We start from the raw sequence: 20559 nt of genomic DNA, 5'->3' as shown, positions 1-20559 counted from the left end.
CATTATGGTCTATTCCATTAGTAGAATCAACTACAAGCACAGGTATTCCTGATGATAGATTAAGTAAATATACAGCATAAGGGACTTCCAGATAAAAATATCCAAACTGTAGGGTGCGTCAGTGTGATAAAACCTAACTATACCAAGAGGTTATTCATACTGACGCACCCTACTAAGCTGTTGATTTGGGATAATTTATTTTTTGGTCTTCCCTAATCAGATTTCATCCCCCTACACCCCTATACCCATTTACAAAGACTGGTAAGCTGTTTTATCTAGGCTTTATTTTCAACTTGACTATGGCAACCATTAACGACAACTACCTAAAACTCAAAGCTGGTTACTTGTTCCCAGAAATTGCGCGGCGGGTAAATGCTTTTGCTCAAGCCAATCCCGATGCTAAAATTATCCGTCTGGGTATTGGTGATGTAACCGAACCTTTACCAGAAGCTTGCCGCACTGCCATGATTAAAGCTGTGGAAGAAATGGGCGATCGCGCTACTTTCCAAGGTTATGGGCCGGAACAAGGGTATGCTTGGTTAAGGGAAAAAATCGCGGCTCAAGATTTCCAAGCACGGGGATGTGATATTGATGCGTCAGAAATCTTTATTTCTGATGGTTCTAAATGTGACACAGGTAATATTCTCGATATCTTCGGTGATAATAATACTATTGCTGTTACAGACCCAGTTTATCCCGTATATGTAGATACTAACGTCATGGCGGGACATACGGGAAATGCTAATGAAAAAGGCGAGTTTGAGGGTTTAGTTTACCTGCCCATTACCGCCGACAACAACTTTACAGCCGAAATTCCCTCCCAAAAAGTCGATTTAATTTATCTTTGCTTCCCCAATAATCCCACAGGTGCAACCGCCACTAAAGAACATCTCCAAGCTTGGGTAAACTACGCCAAAGCCAATAACTCAATTATTTTCTTTGATGCAGCTTACGAAGCTTATATTACAGATCCATCTCTGCCCCATTCTATCTACGAAATTGAAGGTGCGAGAGATTGCGCCATTGAGTTTCGTTCCTTCTCCAAAAACGCAGGCTTTACCGGTACACGTTGCGCCTTGACTGTTGTTCCCAAAACCTTGACAGCTAAAGCCGCCGATGGTTCCGATGTCGAACTGTGGAAACTATGGAATCGTCGTCAGTCTACCAAGTTTAACGGCGTATCCTACATTGTGCAACAGGGCGCGGAAGCAGTCTACTCGGAAGCTGGACAAGCGCAAATTAAAGCTTTAATCAGTTTTTATCTAGAAAACGCCAAAATCATCCGCGAACAACTCACAGCCGCAGGTATAGCTGTCTACGGCGGTGTCAACGCGCCTTACGTTTGGGTGAAAACTCCCAATGGCCTTTCTAGCTGGGATTTCTTTGATAAATTACTCAATACCTGCAATGTTGTCGGTACACCTGGTTCTGGTTTTGGTGCTGCGGGTGAAGGTTATTTCCGCATTTCGGCATTTAACAGCCGTGAAAATGTTGTGGAAGCAATGAAACGCATTACGGAAAAGTTTACGCAGTAGTGAAGCGTAAAAGCAGCGTCATTGATGCGGGGAATATAACGCGTAGAGATATTTAGAGGAAGCGGGAAGGGGTTTTTTGAATTCCCACTTCCTCAAACCATTGCCCGACATTGTCATCTCTACGAGTCTTCAGAAATCTCTAATCCTTCAACTTGCATTAAAGCTGCTTCCGGTGAAACATTGGCATAAATGACAGACATAATTCCCGGCAAATATCTATCCATAATCATGATATTGGCAAAAATTAACTGCCCAATCAAATCATGACTCAGACCACTGCCTTCAGCATCAATACCATAAGTTTTATAACGCACTTCTCCATCATGCCAATCCATTTCAAAGTTACCAACAATTAAATTGTAATTAGCTCTAGTTAAAAACTCAGCTACAGCCACACGTTTGTTTTCTGGTACGTTTACAGGAAAAGATGAGTAAAAAATAACTTGGCGATGTTGTTCTCGTGTTTTTACAGTACATAACCATTCGCCATTTTCACCCTGATAACCAATTTTTAGAAGATGTTCTGTTTTATGTTGAGAAAACGACCAGTTATTTGTTGTCAAAAAGCTAATTACATCCTCAAGTATGGAGTTTTGGGCTTTAGCTTCCATGTTTAAAGTATTAGTTAGCTCAATCATTACAGTCTCTCGACATAAATAAATTAATGAAGTATGGATAGGCTGCGCCTTACTAAGTTAGCAGCAATTATTCATGTCTTCTTGTAGAAAACAAAAAGACATTAGTGGCTTTTCAATTCCATACTTGTTTTACATTTTTCTAGAAAACTTCACCACCATGTGGTTGATCATTTTCACTAAAAATGACTCCTAAATCATGGCCTACCACACCTGGTGCAAACTTCTGTTTGACATCCCATGCCATACTGGGGAATATCGTCTCATTACAGAAATTCTGTAACTCACCGCCATTATGCCATTGAGCTAAAGAAATTTCTGCTCCTTGCCATCGCACTCCCTCTGGGAATCGCCGTAAAATTACATCAGTTGTTTTATTAGTTACGCCGTTAGCAATGATGTCATCAATTGATTCTACGGACATTCTACTAGTTTGGGCAGAGTGTTTTACGCCTTGTGAACTACCTTTTTGCAACATAGCATTATCGCCATATACCTTGAATACCTTCTGAGAGTCTCCTGAATACACATCCAAGCCTTCCCTACAGAAATAGTCGTGTAAAGCATTCGTACTCTTTTGGATAAAGCCGCTTCTCATAAATTCTTGATATTCTTGATAGTTAACGCCTTTAACCATATCTTGGTACTCATTTGGTTGTGGATTGTCTTCGTCTATTGCAGATATTGCAGAATAAAAGTTTGAATTTTTCTCTTTACTTGTGCTTGGTCTATAATTCTCTCGCAGCTCTACTTCTGTAGTTTTATAAAGCCTTATCCTGTTGTCTTTTGGTACATTAGCAGACTCACCTCTATTAAGTGTAATTTCTTTGCCACGTTGCTTAGTGTTATAATTAGCAAATCTGACTATTCCGTCCTTCAACAAAGGCCTTAGTGCTGCCTTCGTATTGTATAAATCGCCGTGGAATATATAGGTTAACTCATCAATCCTTATTGATGCACCAAGGTTTCTCTCAGCTATTGCTTCTTGCCACTCAGTAAGCAATTTATAAGAGTTACTGCCTCGTTGTATTGATTGTGGCACTTGTAAACCTAAAGCATCATGTTTAGCTTTCCAATCTCCCTCCATATCTGCTACGTGTTGGGGGTTTCTGGCCTGTACATTACCACTGATGATGCCTGCTTTATCGTATTGTCCTCGATCAGCTAGTCCTGGCTGGCTATAAGCCATGTCTTGTAATTTTCTCCAATTTTTATCTTTGTGGTAATCCCATTCACCTTTTTGATCAATATATTTGACATACCACTGCATAATCTGAGTCTTATTAATCAAATGCCCCGCAGCATAAGAATCTTGCAAATAATGATCGCCAAAACCATTATTTAAGTAAGCCAGATTAGCTGAATTAGCTGCTTGAGACTTTGCTTGTTTTATTTTTGGATAAAGATTTTGCTCTAAATTTGTCTGTGCATTAGATTTGAGGAAAAGCTCACCTGATTTAGAATCTCTGTCATCTGGGTAGAGACGTCTAAGTACCTCTCCCAATCCTTTACCTATTTCTTGATAATAATAAGCTTTTTGAGCGAAGTTTGTTGCTTTTTCATGATAATCTCTCCAAGCAATCCAGCTTTCTGGTGCAAAGTGGCAAGCATTTCTGGCTAAACCAGATAAATAAGATGTCTCTGGTTTTTGAGCTAAAGCTTCTTTCCCTTGTTCTTCGGGTATTTTACCCATGAAACTCAATTCGCCATAATCATTGCCTTTACCCGTATTCCCGATCGCACCTTCAAATTCTAAGCCTTCATAACTAGGATCGTAATCTAATGCTTTACGTGCAGTATTTCTGATGTTATGTGAGCCTTTTTCTTTTGACTGTTGTTTTCTCTTTTCTGCTGCTAAGTCTTGATATTTTGTAGTTCCAGATATCTCTTCATACAGCTTCATGAATTTAAATAAACTTTCTTGACGTATTCCTTGTATGACCCCGTGTAAATTAGCATGATTCGTATGTTGTAGCTCATCTACAGAACCGTAGATATCTGCTAAGGTGTTCATTTCACCGTAAGTGACTACTTCTGATCGACCGTTTTGCAGAGGTACATTGACCAGTCGCACTTGCCATGCTTTATCATCCTGAAATTCCGCCAAGCTGGCCGCATAACTTCTTGTTTGTTGATACGCTTCTTCAGCGCGATCATTTGCATCTTGGTCTTTTAATCGATTTACCTCTTCTGGAGAAGCCTCTTGCGGAGGTCTATTTCTAAAGTATTCTAATCGTCTGATTTCTTGTCCAATCGTGTGCAGTACCATTTCTCTGGTAATGTACTGTCCTTGATGTAGACCTTCGGTAATACGGATGGCATTTCCTTGCTCATCTGTTGCCGTACCTAAACCGTTATAATCATTACGTCCTGCCCCCATAATTTCTAAGGCATCTGGGGTAACATCGCCCAACATTTTATGTTCCCAGGAAGCGTGACGCTGAATAATACCTGAGATAGTTGTTGCTTGGATTGTTGGTGTAATGGTAGAAGATTCAGCTTTGGTTTGTGCCAGTTCTTCTTCTTGATTATGCCGTTGCACCGCGACAGGAGTAATTTTAGTACCCAACGGTTTTGTCTGTGCTAGTTCTTCCTCTTCATGGCGTTGAATTGAATCTGTGGGTTGAGATTCAGGCATTCGTATGACTTGGGCGGCAATTTTATCTGCTTCTTGCTCATATCTGTCCCCTGGTGCGCCTACAGTTAGTTTTGTCTGAATCTTGCTAGCGCACATTGAACAACTGCAACCTGCACCGTGTTTTGCTTCTGTTTGCCGTTGAATTTGAACCCCTGGTGTGCAGCAATTGGGACATGGACAACTCATCCCATGTGCTTGCACCACATCTGTTAATTTGCGGTTCAATAAATCCTGTGTGCCTGGATGTATCAATGAAATCTGCCTTTGAATTAAGGGATTCACAGGTACACAAGTAGGACATTGACAAGCAGCACCACAATTACTCTGTGGTTGACGTTGTAACTCATTCCCGCCTGTTTGCTGAATTGTATGGGTCAATTCATGGGCAAGCAACTGTTTGCCACTATCCGAACCTGGATTGTATTTGCCTTCGTTAAAGTAAATGTGTTGACCATTGGTAAAGGCTTGGGCGTGTAATTCTTGGTTCATCTGTACAGATTCGCTATTGGTATGCACACGCACACCTGCAAAGCTATGACCAAAGCGCGGTTCCATAAAAGCGCGTACCCCTGCATCTAGAGGTTGACCACCGCTTTGATTGCCGCGAATCCGGCTTTCTAGATTGCCATCTGCTTGGAAACTACCGCTATTATTTGTTTGCCTTTGAATGGCTTCATCTTCTTCCTGATGACGCTGAATATCAGGTTTCATCTGTACTTCGTCTTCTTCCTGATGACGCTGGACATCAGGTTTCATCTGTACTTCATCTTCTTCCTGATGACGCTGAACTACTTGAGATTCACCAAAAGACAGTTTCATCTGTAGTTTTGGTGCTTCAGTTACCTGTATATCTGATGCGTCTTTTTGTTGTGCGGTAACTGTGTCGGCTTGAGTCTGGACAATAAAGGGGCGTGGTGCGAACTGATTCGGTGCTGGTGTGTCAGAGTAATTAGCAGTTGTGGTTGTTTTGTGTTGTCTGCGTTGCATTTACCCAAGCCTCCAGATATCTTGATGCCAGCGTAGAAATTTCCCATTGTTTTCAACGCTAGTACGAGAAGGTAGAGGTAAAAATAACGCCGACAAAATAAGCGTTCAGGCTATTTTTTGAGATGGTTGCTTTATCTACAGCCTATTTGTACTAGTGAGAAATTTTGCTTTATATTACCAGGATATTGCTAGCAAAAACCACTCTTGAACCTAGTTTTTATATAAAAAATGATGTATTTAATTAAAGTAGCTCTAAGTTTATCTACAATATCTTTCAGTAAATTAAGGGTTTTTTCAACTCTTTCTACTTAAATCCAGCCTTTTACCTCGGCATCTGTTAACTGGCGTTCCAATTTAGCATACTCACTCTTAGCTGCTTGTAAAATATGTTTCATCTGCACTGTTTCCCCAGCATCGGCTGCCAAAAAGGCGGCATTAAGGGCAATGTTGCGAATATTACCACCAGATACATTTAATTTTGCTAGTTTATCCGGTTCTAGACCCTGAGTAGGTGTTTGCGAAGGAAAAATGCGTTGCCAAATTTCAGCACGTTGGTTGACATCTGGGAAGGGGAACTGGACAATAAACCGAATCCGGCGCAGAAATGCCTGATCTAATGAGGTTTTTAAATTGGTGGTGAGAATTGCTAAACCTCGATAAGATTCCATACGTTGCAGTAGATAACCTACTTCAATATTGGCATGGCGATCGTGACTGTCTTTGACTTCGCTACGCTTACCAAAAATCGCATCTGCTTCATCAAACAGTAAAATTGCTCCCCCTGCTTCGGCTGCGTCAAATACTCGGCGCAAGTTTTTCTCGGTTTCGCCAATGTATTTACTGACTACCTGACTTAAATCTATGCGATATAAATCTAAACGTAGTTCATTAGCAATCACTTCTGCTGCCATTGTCTTACCAGTACCACTAGCACCAGCAAATAAGGAACTAATCCCTAAACCTCTACCGCCTTTGTTACCAAATCCCCATTGTTCATAGACTTTGGCTCGTTGTCGGACATGAGCTGATATATCTCGTAAAACTTGGCGTTGTGCTTCTGGTAAAACTAAATCATCCCAGCTTGCACCAGGTTCAATAGGTTGAGCTAATTCATCTAGACGGGTGCGCGCTTGGGAACGGCAAGTATCCCATAAGATGGTGTTGATGGTTGATGGTTGATGGTTGATGGTTGACTTGGCGATCGCTTCGGCACAAACTGTATGAATGGTGGTAGCACTGAGACTGAAGTGGGAAACTAGGGTTTCTACTTGTCCATTTAGGGTTGTGGCTATTGCTCCTAAAGCATTTTGCCAGATGGCGCGTTGTTCGGCGGCACTAGGTTTAGGTACTTCTATGGTAATTAGGGGATGCTGGGGAATTCGCCTGCGTTCGTGACTAGTGATAATTAAGGGACTAGAGATATCAGTAATTAAACGAGCGATCGCATTTTCTTGTGCTGTCTCTGAACTATTAAATTCATCACAATCTAATAGTAGTGCGCTATTGGTTAACATGGATTCTCTCTCCCACAACCGCAATAAGTCATTAATCTCGTGGTTGCGGAGGTTAACAATCGCGCTGGATGATATGCAGTGTAAATTGAGTTTAAGTAACTGACAAACTGTAGATGCGATCGCTTTCTTACTAATTACTTCACTTCCACATAATTGGATGATTGGTAGAACTGTTTCTTTCTTGGTATTTGCCCAAACCGTAGCTACTTGTTCTGCTAATTGCTGATGAGAGGTAACATTATAGACACTTTGCACTGCCAAGGGCTTAACCACACTGCCTAACCGTTGATCTAAATGGTTCCAACCCAACAAGTAATGCAAAATCCGTTCATCAATTCGTAATGGACTCAAGTTAAGGGCAGAACCTTCAGCAATTTGGATTAACTGCCAACGTCGCAACGGTGCATTAGGTGTCAAAGCCTGCCAATTTGGTTGCGGCAACGCTACAGTAGCTAACATAAAAGTTGGGTATGGTTTTCCCAAACCACCTTGTGCATTAGCACATAACAAGCCCCAATTAGGGTCTAATTCCATCCCCATGCACAAGAGCAAAACGCTTCGTTCAAAATCTGTCAAACCAAAGATATGGGCAAGATTGTTGAGGGATGATACACGCAAATCATGGTCAGGAAAAACACTCCCATCACCCGTTTTTACAGGTGAATTTCCCTGATGCTCTGCATTTTTTTCTAGTATGCTGCGAACTACATCTAGTTCACGCATCAAATAACTATAGTTAACCTCTTGCCATTGCATTAATCCTGGTTTTTCTCCCTTGTTCCTTACTCCTCTAATTTTTGACTGCGACCAATACAAAGTAAAGGTAGAGACTGATTATATCTAAAAACTTGCCTCTGCCTCCCTTTTATTTAGACATTGTGGGAAACGGTGGAAGTTGGAAGTTGACGCTTAGGCCAAATGATTGCTGTTACGTTAGCGAGTAAGCAGGTAATTGCTAACCCTGACAAAATATAAGTAGGAGACATCACTACACCAACGATAGACCAACTATGTACGTGTAGCATCATGAAGGCGGCGAAAATACTGGCAACAATAGCAGCTAGGAAAACTTGAAAATTGGAGCGACCGATGACAGCCAAAATAATTGTTAACAATGTAGCTAGTAAATTGGCTGGAATGAGAAACGCGCAAATACCAATACAGTTATGACGAGAGAACTCAGCTAAGTGATGAAAATCAAGCATTAATTTTGTTGGGATAATGTTGGCATCTAAAAACTTAATCTATTTTTAGATATATCAACTTAATTCAGCATATATCTAAAGTAAATACTGCTGCATATATTTAACATAAATTAAAATACATAAGTGTTTAACTATGCTTGTAATAAGTATTCACCAATAGTTGAGCAATATTTTGGAGGTGGGTAATGCCCACCTAGACAATGATTAGCCCATCAAAATCACCGTATCAATGACGTGAATTACTCCGTTATCAGCTTCGATATCTGCTGCTAACACTGTGGCATTTTTGACCTCAAAACCATCAGAACAGTCAATCTTGATAGGTGAACCTTCAACAGATGTGACTGTCCCCAGTTTGGCTAAATCAGCCTGTTTCAGCTTTCCTGGTACGACATGAAACGTGAGAATTCTAGTTAATTGAGGGATATTCTGCACCAAAGTTTGGATAGTTCCTGGTGGTAATTTGGCAAAAGCATCATCATTAGGGGCAAAAACAGTAAAAGGCCCTGGACTTTTTAATGTTTCTACTAAACCTGCCGCTTGTACAGCAGTTACTAGAGTGTTAAAAGCACCAGCACTTACAGCAATATCAACAATATCAGCCATGTTTTTCACCTTATCTCCTGCAAAGAATTTTAAATTAAAGTGAAACAAATTGAATTTTTATTAAAAGAAATATTATTAACTGACAGTTAATTACAGTTCCAGTGCAGTGAGTTTTGAGACACTGCCCTATGATAATCATCAGCAAATCTGAGGTGAAAAATTATGAGTGGACAGCAAACTATGCTAGGCGATCGCAAGTATGCCATCATAGGCACTGGTGCATTAGGTGGATTTTACGGCGCAAAACTGCAAAAAGCGGGTTTAGATGTTCACTTTTTAGTTAAGAGTGACTATGAACACGTTAGCCAGCATGGTTTAATCATCGAGTCTAAAGACGGCGACTTTACCCTTCCCCAAGTCAACGCCTACAACGATGTCAACAAAATGCCACCATGCGATGTGGTAGTAGTCGCACTGAAAACCACGCAAAACCATCTACTACCCCAATTATTACCGCCGGTAGTTAAAGATGATGGTGTAGTTTTAGTATTACAGAATGGTTTGGGTGTAGAAGAAGAAATCACCCAAATTCTGCCAAACGTTCATGTAATCGGCGGTTTATGCTTCCTGTGTTCCAATAAAGTAGGTTTAGGACATATCCGACATTTAGACTACGGACACATCACTTTAGGGGAATATCTCCCCGCATATTCTCAAGCAGGAATCACCCAGAGAATGCAGCAAATCGCTGACGACTTTCAAAACGCTGGAATTGGAATGGAATTGGCTGAAGATTTATTACTAGCCAGGTGGAAAAAACTCGTGTGGAATATTCCCTACAACGGATTATCCGTCATTCTCAACGCCAGCACAAACGAATTAATGGCAAATCCCCACACCAGCACATTAGTAGAAGAAATCATGTATGAAGTGACAGCAGGGGCGAAGAGTATGGGGCGAAACATTCTTGATAGCTTTATTCAAACCATGCTAGATTACACCGTCAAGATGACCCCATACCGCACCAGCATGAAAATCGACCATGATGAACGCCGTCCCTTAGAAATAGAAGCAATTATCGGGAATCCACTAAGAACAGCCCAATCCCTGGGATTAGATTTAGCAAAAATCAGCTGTCTCTACCACCAGTTAAAATTTATAGATGCCAGAAATCAAAAGTGAAGAGTCAACATACACTCTACAGAAAAAATATGCCAGTTGTTCCAGTGCTATAAAATTTGTTGTATTTCATCAACAGAATTTGCTAAAAGCACAGTCCGAAAAATTTGCTGCAATTGTTCCAAATCTTTAATTGGGGAAATTCGGGACATTAACTCTAGTCCTTGACTCCCAAATTTTGCTTCTAAACTCATTTCGATACTGCGAATGATTCCCTTGATCTCACCGCGTGCTTCACCGCGTGCTTCACCGCGTGCTTCACCCTCTCGTAATATTTCTTGATACCAAGGTGACTCCCGTAGAACTCCCATATCCCACCTCATAATCTCTTGAACAACGGCACTCTCTAATACAAAGGTAGCAAAAAAGGCTAAAACCGTTTCCAACTGGTTTAAGTCTTCATCCCGACGCAAAATTTGTAATGCTTCCCTAATTATAGATTCATCATTGCCCCCTTGTAGAATCGGCACAAACGGTAATAATGATGGTAAGGGTTGTTGAAACGGAATGTTAACATCTACTTCCCACAAGTTAATTACCCGGTAATCCTGAATTGCTCTTAAACCATAAATATTTGATGTAAAACTTGTGGGTATTTCCACATCACCCGTTGGTAAGATATTAATTAAAACCGGATAGGTTGGTAATTCATATTTTTCTTCTGCTAATGCTGTGTAAGCACGCACTCGCCGAGGCATTTTGTTTGTGTAACGTAACTGTAATTCATTTAATACGAGAAATTCTCCTAATTCTGGACTTCTCGCCCGGATTAAAACATCACTTTCCCGACTAATCCATTGAAATTCCCCAGATAAAATTTCCCCTGCTTGAATATTGGGTATATTTGTCACCCATCGCACCCAATTATCAGGTGCAAGACTAATGAGTTTTTTAGTGCTGGTATCTGCGGGTTTTGGCATTATTTATCGATTTACTTTGGTGCGGACATTTATTTTACGCTGAATAGATACGTAGGTATAGCCCATTGGATGTATCGCTTATACCAATTTTGGATTTTGGATACTTCTCTTCGAGACGCTCCGCGAACGACAAGCTCAGTACAAGTTTTGGATTTTGGATTAAAAGCCTAGATTCTTAGACTGTTCCAGAATCTCGAAACAATACTACCTCTCCCAATTTGGTATTAGATAATAAAACTGGGATGAGTATGAAAACAGCGATCTCCCCAGTTCCCAATCCCCAATCCCCAATCCCCAGTCCCCAGTCCCCAGTCCCCAATCCCCAATCCCCAGTCCTCATTCCTCATTCCTGTGGCAAAATTTAATAGTCCTTCAAACGTAAATTTCCCAGAATGACCGCAACTATACCGAATCTTCCCAGTTTGTATGACCCTTTTTCTACTGAAGCGAAGTGGCAAAAATTCTGGGAAGACAACCAAGTCTACAAAGCTGACCCCAATCATGGTGGTGAACCTTATTGTGTGGTAATTCCGCCGCCTAACGTTACTGGTAGTTTGCATATGGGTCACGCCTTTGAGAGTGCGTTGATTGATGCGCTAGTACGTTACCACCGAATGCAGGGAAGAAATACCCTGTGGCTACCTGGAACTGACCACGCCAGTATTGCTGTTCACACGATTCTAGAAAAACAACTCAAAGCTGAGGGGAAAACTCGCTATGAGTTGGGACGCGACCAATTTCTAGAACGTGCTTGGAAATGGAAGGCGGAGTCAGGAGGAACAATTGTTAATCAGCTACGCCGTTTGGGTGTGTCGGTAGACTGGTCACGGGAGAGATTTACCCTGGATGAAGGTTTATCTAAAGCTGTGGTAGAAGCCTTTGTCAGTCTCTACAATGAGGGGTTAATTTATCGCGGTGAATATTTAGTTAACTGGTGTCCGGCTTCTCAGTCGGCGGTGTCTGATGTTGAGGTAGAAAATAAAGAGGTTGAGGGTAATCTTTGGCATTTCCGTTACCCCCTGAGTGATGGTTCTGGTTATGTAGAAGTGGCGACGACTCGACCGGAAACTATGCTGGGTGATACGGGTGTAGCTGTAAATCCTAATGATGAAAGATATCAACACCTAATTGGGAAAACTTTGACTCTGCCCATTATGCAACGGGAAATTCCCATCATTGGTGATGAGTTAGTAGACCCCAGTTTCGGAACGGGCTGTGTGAAGGTGACTCCCGCCCATGACCCCAACGACTTTGAAATGGGTAAACGTCACAATCTGCCGTTTATTAACATTTTGAATAAAGATGGCACACTCAACGCCAATGCTGGGGAGTTTCAAGGACAAGACCGCTTTGTAGCCAGAAAAAATGTAATTGCACGCTTAGAAGCTGACGGTGTATTAGTAAAAGTAGAAGATTATAAGCATACCGTTCCTTATAGCGATCGCGGTAAAGTTCCCATTGAGCCTTTACTGTCTACTCAGTGGTTTGTGAAAATTCGCCCAATGGCGGATAAAGCTTTAGATTTTCTCGACCAGAAAAACACCCCCGAATTTGTCCCCCAACGTTGGACAAAGGTTTACCGTGATTGGTTGGTAAGCTTGAGAGATTGGTGTATTTCTCGTCAATTATGGTGGGGTCATCAAATCCCGGCTTGGTATGCGGTGAGTGAAACCGACGGACAAATCACCGATACTACCCCCTTTATTGTCGCTAAATCAACAGAGGAAGCCTGGGAGAAAGCTAAAGCCCAATTTGGGGAGAATGTGCAACTGGAACAAGACCCAGATGTATTAGATACTTGGTTTTCTTCAGGATTATGGCCATTTTCAACTTTAGGCTGGCCGGAAAAAACCCAAGATTTAGCCACTTACTACCCCACAACAACCCTAGTTACAGGGTTTGATATCATCTTTTTCTGGGTAGCCAGAATGACTATGATGGCTGGTCATTTTACTGAGACAATGCCCTTCCAAACTGTTTACATTCACGGTTTGGTGAGGGATGAAAATAATAAAAAGATGTCGAAGTCAGCTAACAATGGAATTGATCCATTGTTACTGATTGATAAATATGGCACAGATGCCCTACGTTACACCTTAGTTAAGGAAGTCGCCGGTGCTGGTCAAGATATCCGGTTAGAATACGATCGCAAAAAAGATGAATCATCATCAGTAGAAGCTTCCCGCAACTTTGCTAACAAATTGTGGAACGCCGCCAGATTTGTAATGATGAATCTCGACGGACTGGGAACTGGGGAACTGGGACTAGGTACTGGGAATTCCCAATCCCCAATCCCCAATCCCCAATCCCTAGAATTGAGCGATCGCTGGATTCTTTCCCGCTATCATCAAGTTATCCAACAAACCACTCACTACATCGATAACTACGGTTTAGGGGAAGCAGCTAAGGGAATTTATGAATTCATTTGGGGTGATTTTTGCGACTGGTATATTGAGTTAGTCAAATCCCGACTGCAAAAAAATGCCGACCCAGCCTCGCGTCGAGTTGCCCAACAAACTCTCGCCTATGTACTTGAAGGGATATTAAAGCTACTACATCCCTTTATGCCCCACATCACCGAAGAGATTTGGCAAACTCTCACCCAACAACCAGAAGGTTCTCAGCAAACTTTAGCTTTACAGGCATATCCCAAAGCCGATACAAGCTTAATTAACCCCAGCTTAGAAGCACAGTTTGAACTATTAATTGGGACTATCCGCACTATCCGCAATTTACGCGCCGAGGCGGAAGTCAAGCCAGGGGTGAAAGTCACCGCCAATTTACAGTCAGAAAATCCCCAAGAGCGAGAAATTCTCACGGCTGGACAATCTTACATCCAAGATTTAGCTAAGGTAGAGAATTTGACCATCAGTGGAGAAACCCAACCCCAAACCACCATCCAGCCACAAACCAAAAGTAACTGGCGAACAATTGTTTGGCTTGTCGTTGGTTTCATATTCTTCCGTCTTGCCATAGCCGTAGGCGATACCATAGATGATGTTCCCGTCCTGGGTATTTTCTTTGAAATGGTTGGTTTAGGCTATACCGCCTGGTTTGTTGTCACCACTTTATTGTCAGCTAAAGCCAGACAAAAATTCTGGGCGCAGTTCTTCCCACCCACCACAGCAAAGACTGCTGTAGCACAAGAACCACCATCAGCCCAAGAACCAGAAAAAGCCATTGCGGGTGTAATTGGTACAGTCCAGGTAGTTATACCTTTAGATGGCGTTGTGGATATAGAAGCCATGCGCGCCAAGCTAGAGAAAAGCTTGAGTAAAGTGGAAGCTGAAGCCCAATCTCTCAAAGGTAGGTTAAGCAACGCCAACTTTGTTGATAAAGCTAGACCCGATGTTGTCCAAGCAGCCAGAGACGCTTTAGCCGAAGCCGAAAAACAAGCGGAAATTTTACGCGATCGCCTGCGTGGTTTAGCATAAATTTAAGGGTATAAGGGTATAGGGGTAATGAAAAATACCAAAATCCCAATTTGGGATTTTGGATTTTGGATTTTGGATTGAAAACCGAGATTCAGAGGCTGTTCCAGAAACTCATCACAATACTACTTATTCCAATTTGGTATTAATCATCCCTTACACCCTCACCCCAATTCACAAAAACTTGATACAGGTGCAAAAGCTAAAAAGTAGGCTGATTCTCACTTGCTTAATTTTGAATTTTGCGGAAAGTTGCGTGCGGGGGTTCCCCCCGTTGAGCAAACTTTCCAAGACGAATTTTGAATTTTTAATTGGTATTACACCCTTAAAACCCAAAATGCTATGCGATATCTTGCCCAAGTACATAAAAACGAATTTTTAGACCAGTATCATCTACGTCTATTAGCACGCCAAGAAGAAGATTATCTCTGGACAATTATCCCAGAAGAAGCTTTGATTTTAATGGGTAAAAGTCATACCATGAGTGAAAGATTGCTTGTGTTAGTCGAGCTTTCACCCACAGGTGAAATTGAACGTTTAGAAGATGCTTGTGACTGGGTGCTAAATTTAGTGCAAACTTATCTTTCTTCAGGTATCACTCCAGAATTTTTACAACAAGAGACAGAAAGAGCCGAAGAATGGCGACAATCTCTAACTTTACAAAATCAAGATTTAGCCCGCCGCACACTAGAATTAGAAGCGCGTCGCGAACAAATTCAAGCCCTAGAAGAAAGTCTAAAACGTGATAGGAATGGTACTCAAAAAGATATCAGTAGTGGTTCCTAAGTCAGATTAAGTTTTAATACAAAATATAAATTTTGATTGAGATATAGTCAGGGAATAGGGAACAGAAAAGTAGGTAGATAAAACAATTGTGGATTTTGGATACTTCTCTTCGAGACGCTCCGCGAACGGCAAGCTCAGTACAAGTTTTGGATTTTGGATTCTGAACCCTTTATCCTAAATTCAAGGGTTTAAGACCCCTTGTCCGCACGCAATATCAGTTGATTTGGGGTTTAAATCTCCAACTGTTTTGAATTGGTATTAGATAAATTGTTAGCAAAGTCTCATCTTTAATCTTAAGAGAGAGATTTTCTTTGCTGAAGTTGGAGTAATTGATCATAAACCCGTTTTTTCAAGCCATTATTCCTAGAAATTTCCACGGTAATTCTATTGAATCGCTCAATAGTCAGACCTTTATCTTCAACAATTTCTTGAGAATTTGTACAGTAATTTCTGGCGACATCTCTAGCTTCTTGTTTAGGCAAGCTATTTATACTATCAGGTTCATTACAAACTATTTGCGGAATATTTCCACTACCAATGATTCTTTTAATTTCTCTAAAAGCTTGTTGACGCACAGGTTCTATCGCCAATAAAGCCTGAGCATAGCTCACAATCTCATTGTTACTAACTGAGAGATTTTGTGCCAGAGCTTTTGTATTCCATGTACTGACGAACAAACTAGTAGCAGTTATCAATCCCAAGAATAAGCTATGAGTTATTCTCTTGTGCAGAATTTTTGGGAAAAACCAATTATTAATAGACTCCATAAGACCTGACACAGAACCACGGCATGATGATTTAAGTAACTTTGAATTATTTGAGGGGCAATAAGTTCCACAAAACTGTACTTACTCCCATATTAATCTTAGGTAACGGGGAACGGAGAGAAGTCTGAGCGGAGGTTTCCTCCGTTCAGAACTTCGGAGGAACAGAGAATAGGAAAAGAGGGAACGAAGATGTACTGAGTTTTTTGCAAATCAAATATAGGAATCCGCTTTGATTCCTGAAAAAACTCGGTACACCTCTGTTACTTCTTTTCCTGTTCCCTGTTCCCTGTTCCCTGTTCCCTACCTACGCAAATCATTTCAAAAATCAAATAGGAATCCTATATGATTTTTATATAGGAGTTACGCATTGACAAAAAAAACTAATCTATGTGGTTTAAGCAGCAGAGGCATTAGTAAAATTGCCCATAAAGTAGTCGCGCACAACTAAAGTAAATAGGTTTTTCTGTACTTCATACTCATTAGAAATTATGTTGAGGGAGCGCATTTTTTCTAACCTAACAAATGCTTGAAGTGAACAAAATATGTGTGTTCTGATGGCTTGACTATCTCTAACCCTTGCGGGTTAGCCAGTTGCTACCCTACGGGAACGCTCTGCGAACAAGTCGGGAAACCCACCCAACGTACTGGCTCACCGTCAACCGCCCCACCCACAAGGGGATGGGGTTTTACGCGCGATCAATAAAGCCAGCAGCTGGATTTGAACCTGCGACCTTCCGATTACAAGTCGGATGCACTACCACTGTGCTATGCTGGCAGGCTAGAGACTTTGTTTAAGTCACTCACCGATTTCTAATTATATCACAAGGAAATTATTTGTCTAGTGTTTTTTCTTACGAAACAGTAAGGTGATTTGAATTCAGAGCAAAGCGATGTCACCATAGACTCCCCCATGTTCTCAAGGTGGGACTATGTAAATATAGTGAATAAAGTGAGTTGAGATGGAGCTAACTATGGATAACTTATCTCAAAGCAGTTCTGACTCTCTGGCTGGCGGTGGTTTTCCTGTGATTCAGTATTGGGTTGAACAAACTCTCTCACCCCAGGGCTTAAAATTATGGCAAACTCTGAATCATAAAAGTGCGTGTTTATCTTGTGCTTGGGGTACGGGTGGACAGAAGGGGGGATTTGTTAATGAAGCGGGAGAATATTTACAACGCTGTGCTAAAAGTGTAGAGGCGATCGCCGCCGAATTACAGCCCGGAATTAAACCAGATTTTTTCACAGAATATAGTATTAGTGAACTACAACAACTGACTTCTCAAGAGTGCGATCGCTTGGGTAGATTAACTTATCCTGTGATTCTCAAATCAGGTTCGTCTCATTATCAACGCCTTAGCTGGGAAGAAGTTTATCATATCGCTACGCAAGCTTTTAATTTACCACCAGCCCGCATTGCCAGTTATAGTTCTGGACGCTCATCTAATGAGGCGGCTTATTTATTACAATTATTCATGCGATCGCTCGGTAGTAATCACCTAGCAGACTGTTCCGATTTGTGTCACGCACCTTCAACTGTGGGTTTGAAAAAGGTTTTTGGTTCAGGTACATCAATGGTGAGCCTAGAAAACCTCAAACACAGTGATTGTATTGTTTTAATCGGCTCTAACGCACCCGCCAACCATCCCCGACTCATGAATGAATTAATTCAATTACGGGAAAGAGGCGGGAAAGTGATTATTATTAATCCTCAAGTTGAAATCGGTTTAGTTAAATTCGCCTCTCCTGCATTCCCCATCAAGTCTTTGCTCACAGGTGGTTCTGATATATCTTCTCTATATTTGCAACCAATTCCTGGTAGTGATGTAGCATTATTTGTGGGGTTGCAAAAGTCTTTAATTGAACACAATTTAATCAAAACAGAATATTTACAAGCTTATACAAATGATTGGCAAAAAATTATCGACTACGCCAATAATTTATCTTGGGATGACATAACTAACACCTGCGGTATATCTCAAGAAGAAATTACAGCCACAGCTTATATAATTGGTAAATCAGACCGTGTAGTTTTTGCTTGGGCAATGGGCATAACTCAACAAGCTAACGGTGTAGACAATATTTTTAGTATTGCTAATACAGCCTTAATCACAGGTAACGCGGGTAAAGTTGGTGCCGGGACAATGCCTATTCGGGGTCATTCTAACGTGCAGGGATTTGGTTCAATGGGTGTCACCGTCAATTTGCGGGAAGAAATCAAACAAGCACTATCTCAACTATTAGGAAAACCCCTCAATGAAACTCCTGGTTATCATACCCGTGACTTAATCACAGCCGCAGAATTAGGCAAGATAGATACACTATTATGTTTAGGTGGAAATCTCTATGCAGCTAACCCCGATTTGCAGCAAGCAAAACAGGCCTTATCGCAAATAGAAACTATTTTTTATATATCTACTAAGCCAAATTTAGGACATTTTCACGGATTAGGTAAAAAACACACTTTAATCTTACCTGTATTTAATCGCTTTGAAAATCCTCACAAAACCACAACGGAATCAGGTAATAACTTTGTGAGGTTAAATGATGAAGGTAAAAGTCATTTGCAACCACCGAATGCTGACTTGATTTCAGAAATAGAATTAATCACAGAAATTGCTCATCGGTTACATGGTGAAACCCCTATAAATTGGCGGAGACTCCAAGATACAGTTTATGTCAGAGAGTTGATTGCTAAAACCATCCCTGGTTATCAAAAAATTGGCACAATTGACCAAACAAAACAAGAATTTCTGATTGAAGGGCGAATTTTAGAACAACCAAATTTTCCGACATCGGATGGTAAAGCACAGATGTTTGTGACACCTTTACCACAATTATCTATACCAACTAAAGCAGCCTTTGGACTCAGAGAAAATCAGCCAGGAATTGTGGTTATTTTGGGTACAGGGCGCAGTTACGGTCAACATAATACTGTAGTTTATCGTAGTGAAGATAAGTATCGAGGAATGCCCCATCGGCACTGTATTTTAATGAATCCCTTGGATGTAAAAAAAGCAGGATTTCAGGAACATCAAAGAGTTACAGTCAAAGGTGATAAGGGAAAATTAGACAATATTGAGATTATTTGTGGAGCAATTCGTGAAGGTGTAGCTTTCATGTTTTATCCTGAAGCTAATGTCTTATTTACAGCAAAAATTGACCCACAAAGTGGCACGCCTGCTTATAAAAGAGTGCCGGTTTGCATTACAGTCGGCGATTGTTGACAGTTTCCTCCTGTATTAGAGAATGTGGGAAAAATCGAAAAGAGACTAAAAACTCATTTTCCTATTCCGTTGAAAAAACGGAAGCAGGAGTAGAAAGCATAAGAAGAAAAACCCCATATTCAATAACTCATGAGTAATGAGTAATGAGTAATCAATTCAAAATTCAAAAGACAAGATTCTGTTCCCTGTTCCCGTTCGGCTGACGCTCACGGAGGAAGCCTGTTCCCTGTTCCCTGTTCCCTGTTCCCTATTGACTATTGACTATTGACAGTTGACTGTTCACTATTATTCTCCGCACTATATGTTACCTGTTTAACTTCTCCTTGTCCTCCCAGGGGTTGTGCGGGTTGGTTATCTACAGCGACTAATACAGCACCAGCGTTACCAGAACGCACAGTCAACTCTTTTTGCGCTACCCAAGTCCGGCGTTCTCCTTTGCTTAAATTACCGACAAACTCCGTTTTACCGTCTGCTTTGACTTGTAACCATGATTCGCCTTGGAGTTCTAAAGTAATTTTCAGATTGGAATTATTGGTAATTTCAGGTAAAAGCGGTGAAGCTGTAGTTATAGGTGCGGGTGTGTCAGCGACAGTTTGATCTGATGATGGAGATTCTTGAGATGATGGGGAGACTTGTTCTACCTGAGTAGATGATGAGCCTTTTTTGCTTGCTGATGATTCAGCTATGAGTTTAGGATTAAGTATGTAAATTAACCCAGTACAAGCAACACCTATCAACACAATATAAGGAACAAAAAGAGGTATGCGAATTTTAGGCTTTTTGTCTACAGTGGTATCTTCGTGTTTTAAGTTTACATCTTTAGGCGACTCTGGAGATGACGAAGCATTAACATTAAACGAATTGGCGATCGCACTACCATCCAACCCCAGAATATCTGCATAACGACGGATAAAACCTTGGATGTATATGGGTTCTGGTAATTCTTCAAAATAGCCTGCATCTAAAGCTTTGAGAAATGCTAATCGAATATTGGTTTTTATAGCTACTTCTTCTATACGTATAGATTTCTCCTCTCTGATTTTTCGTAAATCTCTACTTATTTCAAGTAGCTTCTCTTGTTGTGCTTGACTTAATAGCGTCATGGTATGCTCCTAGTTTTAGCTAATGTTGACTATTCACCAGTGAGACTACTGAACCAAAGTAAATAATATTACTTTTGACTAAAATAGTA

Annotated in this window: 13 protein-coding genes, 1 tRNA gene and 1 pseudogene; 5 read left to right on the top strand and 10 right to left on the bottom strand. The window is 41.0% G+C overall.

Annotation, left to right across the window (positions count from 1 at the left end; genetic code table 11):
* Positions 1 to 299 precede the first annotated feature (299 nt).
* Positions 300 to 1535: an LL-diaminopimelate aminotransferase gene (locus tag ACQFX9_RS27075; RefSeq protein ID WP_427159632.1), complete on the top strand. Its 1236-nt coding sequence runs from the start codon at positions 300 to 302 to the stop codon at positions 1533 to 1535.
* A gap of 119 nt (positions 1536 to 1654) precedes the next feature.
* Here ACQFX9_RS27075 and ACQFX9_RS27070 read toward each other — a convergent pair whose 3' ends face one another.
* The 5 genes from ACQFX9_RS27070 to ACQFX9_RS27050 form a co-directional block, all read right to left on the bottom strand.
* Positions 1655 to 2173, bottom strand: a complete 519-nt coding sequence (locus tag ACQFX9_RS27070; protein WP_427159631.1) for a YbjN domain-containing protein — start codon at positions 2171 to 2173, stop codon at positions 1655 to 1657.
* A gap of 139 nt (positions 2174 to 2312) precedes the next feature.
* Positions 2313 to 5795: an eCIS core domain-containing protein gene (locus tag ACQFX9_RS27065; protein ID WP_427159630.1), complete on the bottom strand. Its 3483-nt coding sequence runs from the start codon at positions 5793 to 5795 to the stop codon at positions 2313 to 2315.
* A gap of 308 nt (positions 5796 to 6103) precedes the next feature.
* Positions 6104 to 8065: an ATP-binding protein gene (locus ACQFX9_RS27060; protein ID WP_427159629.1), complete on the bottom strand. Its 1962-nt coding sequence runs from the start codon at positions 8063 to 8065 to the stop codon at positions 6104 to 6106.
* Positions 8066 to 8178: 113 nt separating this feature from the next.
* On the bottom strand, positions 8179 to 8514 hold the full coding sequence (locus ACQFX9_RS27055; RefSeq protein ID WP_427159628.1) for a hypothetical protein: 336 nt from the start codon (positions 8512 to 8514) through the stop codon (positions 8179 to 8181).
* A gap of 204 nt (positions 8515 to 8718) precedes the next feature.
* Complete coding sequence (locus ACQFX9_RS27050) at positions 8719 to 9120, bottom strand: fasciclin domain-containing protein (protein ID WP_103137125.1); 402 nt, start codon at positions 9118 to 9120, stop codon at positions 8719 to 8721.
* Positions 9121 to 9282: 162 nt separating this feature from the next.
* Here ACQFX9_RS27050 and ACQFX9_RS27045 point away from each other — a divergent pair, with 162 nt between their 5' ends.
* Positions 9283 to 10242, top strand: coding sequence for a putative 2-dehydropantoate 2-reductase (locus ACQFX9_RS27045; protein WP_427159627.1), 960 nt, complete (start codon positions 9283 to 9285; stop codon positions 10240 to 10242).
* 47 nt (positions 10243 to 10289) lie between these two features.
* Here the strand turns inward: ACQFX9_RS27045 and ACQFX9_RS27040 are convergent, their stop codons facing one another.
* Positions 10290 to 11159 (bottom strand): Rpn family recombination-promoting nuclease/putative transposase, encoded by an 870-nt coding sequence (locus tag ACQFX9_RS27040; protein ID WP_427159626.1) that lies wholly within the window; start codon positions 11157 to 11159, stop codon positions 10290 to 10292.
* A gap of 392 nt (positions 11160 to 11551) precedes the next feature.
* On the opposite strand from ACQFX9_RS27040, the gene ACQFX9_RS27035 reads away from it, so the two are divergent.
* Together ACQFX9_RS27035 and ACQFX9_RS27030 are read left to right on the top strand one after the other, a co-directional pair.
* Complete coding sequence (locus tag ACQFX9_RS27035; RefSeq protein WP_427159625.1) at positions 11552 to 14593, top strand: valine--tRNA ligase; 3042 nt, start codon at positions 11552 to 11554, stop codon at positions 14591 to 14593.
* A 339-nt stretch (positions 14594 to 14932) separates the two neighbouring features.
* Positions 14933 to 15376, top strand: coding sequence for a hypothetical protein (locus tag ACQFX9_RS27030; protein WP_427159624.1), 444 nt, complete (start codon positions 14933 to 14935; stop codon positions 15374 to 15376).
* A gap of 293 nt (positions 15377 to 15669) precedes the next feature.
* Here the strand turns inward: ACQFX9_RS27030 and ACQFX9_RS27025 are convergent, their stop codons facing one another.
* The 3 genes and pseudogenes from ACQFX9_RS27025 to ACQFX9_RS27015 all read right to left on the bottom strand — a co-directional run bounded on the left by ACQFX9_RS27025 (position 15670) and on the right by ACQFX9_RS27015 (position 16918).
* The gene (locus ACQFX9_RS27025; RefSeq protein WP_427159623.1) at positions 15670 to 16143 is read right to left on the bottom strand and encodes a DUF4168 domain-containing protein; all 474 of its coding nucleotides are present in this window, start codon (positions 16141 to 16143) and stop codon (positions 15670 to 15672) included.
* A 394-nt stretch (positions 16144 to 16537) separates the two neighbouring features.
* Positions 16538 to 16717: pseudogene (locus tag ACQFX9_RS27020) on the bottom strand (IS701 family transposase); the annotation flags it as partial.
* Positions 16718 to 16846: 129 nt separating this feature from the next.
* Positions 16847 to 16918: transfer RNA gene (locus tag ACQFX9_RS27015), tRNA-Thr, on the bottom strand.
* A 196-nt stretch (positions 16919 to 17114) separates the two neighbouring features.
* Here ACQFX9_RS27015 and ACQFX9_RS27010 point away from each other — a divergent pair.
* On the top strand, positions 17115 to 19367 hold the full coding sequence (locus ACQFX9_RS27010; protein ID WP_427159622.1) for an FdhF/YdeP family oxidoreductase: 2253 nt from the start codon (positions 17115 to 17117) through the stop codon (positions 19365 to 19367).
* A gap of 254 nt (positions 19368 to 19621) precedes the next feature.
* Here ACQFX9_RS27010 and ACQFX9_RS27005 read toward each other — a convergent pair whose 3' ends face one another.
* A complete protein-coding gene (locus ACQFX9_RS27005; protein WP_427159621.1) occupies positions 19622 to 20470 on the bottom strand; it encodes a helix-turn-helix domain-containing protein in 849 nt (282 codons plus the stop codon).
* Between the last annotated feature and the right edge of the window lie 89 nt (positions 20471 to 20559).

The sequence above is a fragment of the Aliinostoc sp. HNIBRCY26 genome, from assembly GCF_050235535.1.
In the GTDB taxonomy this organism is placed as follows: Bacteria; Cyanobacteriota; Cyanobacteriia; order Cyanobacteriales; family Nostocaceae; genus Trichormus.
The sequence above is the reverse complement of the archived record's forward strand: the minus strand, read 5'-3'. Positions and strand labels throughout refer to the sequence as shown.

Bases quoted from the DNA above. Each gene is read 5' to 3' on its own strand.
- ACQFX9_RS27050 (WP_103137125.1), bottom strand. From the start codon at position 9,120: ATGGCTGATATTGTTGATATTGCTGTAAGTGCTGGTGCTTTTAACACT.
- ACQFX9_RS27060 (WP_427159629.1), bottom strand. From the start codon at position 8,065: ATGCAATGGCAAGAGGTTAACTATAGTTATTTGATGCGTGAACTAGAT.
- ACQFX9_RS27045 (WP_427159627.1), top strand. From the start codon at position 9,283: ATGAGTGGACAGCAAACTATGCTAGGCGATCGCAAGTATGCCATCATA.
- ACQFX9_RS27025 (WP_427159623.1), bottom strand. From the start codon at position 16,143: ATGGAGTCTATTAATAATTGGTTTTTCCCAAAAATTCTGCACAAGAGA.
- ACQFX9_RS27070 (WP_427159631.1), bottom strand. From the start codon at position 2,173: ATGATTGAGCTAACTAATACTTTAAACATGGAAGCTAAAGCCCAAAAC.
- ACQFX9_RS27010 (WP_427159622.1), top strand. From the start codon at position 17,115: ATGGATAACTTATCTCAAAGCAGTTCTGACTCTCTGGCTGGCGGTGGT.
- ACQFX9_RS27065 (WP_427159630.1), bottom strand. From the start codon at position 5,795: ATGCAACGCAGACAACACAAAACAACCACAACTGCTAATTACTCTGAC.
- ACQFX9_RS27030 (WP_427159624.1), top strand. From the start codon at position 14,933: ATGCGATATCTTGCCCAAGTACATAAAAACGAATTTTTAGACCAGTAT.
- ACQFX9_RS27075 (WP_427159632.1), top strand. From the start codon at position 300: ATGGCAACCATTAACGACAACTACCTAAAACTCAAAGCTGGTTACTTG.
- ACQFX9_RS27040 (WP_427159626.1), bottom strand. From the start codon at position 11,159: ATGCCAAAACCCGCAGATACCAGCACTAAAAAACTCATTAGTCTTGCA.
- ACQFX9_RS27035 (WP_427159625.1), top strand. From the start codon at position 11,552: ATGACCGCAACTATACCGAATCTTCCCAGTTTGTATGACCCTTTTTCT.
- ACQFX9_RS27005 (WP_427159621.1), bottom strand. From the start codon at position 20,470: ATGACGCTATTAAGTCAAGCACAACAAGAGAAGCTACTTGAAATAAGT.
- ACQFX9_RS27055 (WP_427159628.1), bottom strand. From the start codon at position 8,514: ATGCTTGATTTTCATCACTTAGCTGAGTTCTCTCGTCATAACTGTATT.